The organism is Amycolatopsis kentuckyensis (assembly GCF_002155975.1).
In the GTDB taxonomy this organism is placed as follows: domain Bacteria; phylum Actinomycetota; class Actinomycetes; order Mycobacteriales; family Pseudonocardiaceae; genus Amycolatopsis; species Amycolatopsis kentuckyensis.
Genome location: NZ_MUMI01000639.1, coordinates 1 through 439 on the forward strand (window position 1 = coordinate 1; position 439 = coordinate 439).

The following is a 439-nucleotide window of genomic DNA, read 5'->3' on the forward strand; positions in this document are numbered from 1 at the left end:
AAGCCCCCTCGCGCGGTGCCGCGTGAGGGGGCTTTAACGGACAGTGCCTGGCTACGGCGCGATGATGAGCGGAACCTCCGGCGCGGGGCCGTCGGACAACGGAATCTGGTACCGCTGCGTCACGTACGACGCGATGGTGTGGAACAGCGGCGCGGCGGAGTGCCCGACCGGCAGCGTCGTGTCCGGCGCGTCCAGCCGGATCCCGACCACGAACCGCGGGTGGTCGGCGGGCAGGATGCCGGCGAAGGTGATGTTGTACAGGTGGTCGCTGTAGGCCTTCGTCCGCGGGTCGACCTGCTGGCCGGTGCCGGTTTTCCCGGAGATCTGGTAGCCCTCGACGGCCGCCGTCGGCGCGGTCCCCTTCTGCAGGCCCTTGCCGTTCTGGGCGACCGCGCGCATCATGTCGCGCACCGTCTTGGCGGTCTGGGGGCTGACCACC

At 70.6% G+C, this 439-nt stretch carries 1 pseudogene (cut by a window edge); it reads right to left on the minus strand.

Annotated features, from left to right (window positions below):
* Positions 1–51: 51 nt before the first annotated feature.
* Positions 52–439, minus strand: a pseudogene (locus CCN39_RS44480) (penicillin-binding transpeptidase domain-containing protein) (its annotated part continues 231 nt past the right edge of the window); the annotation flags it as partial.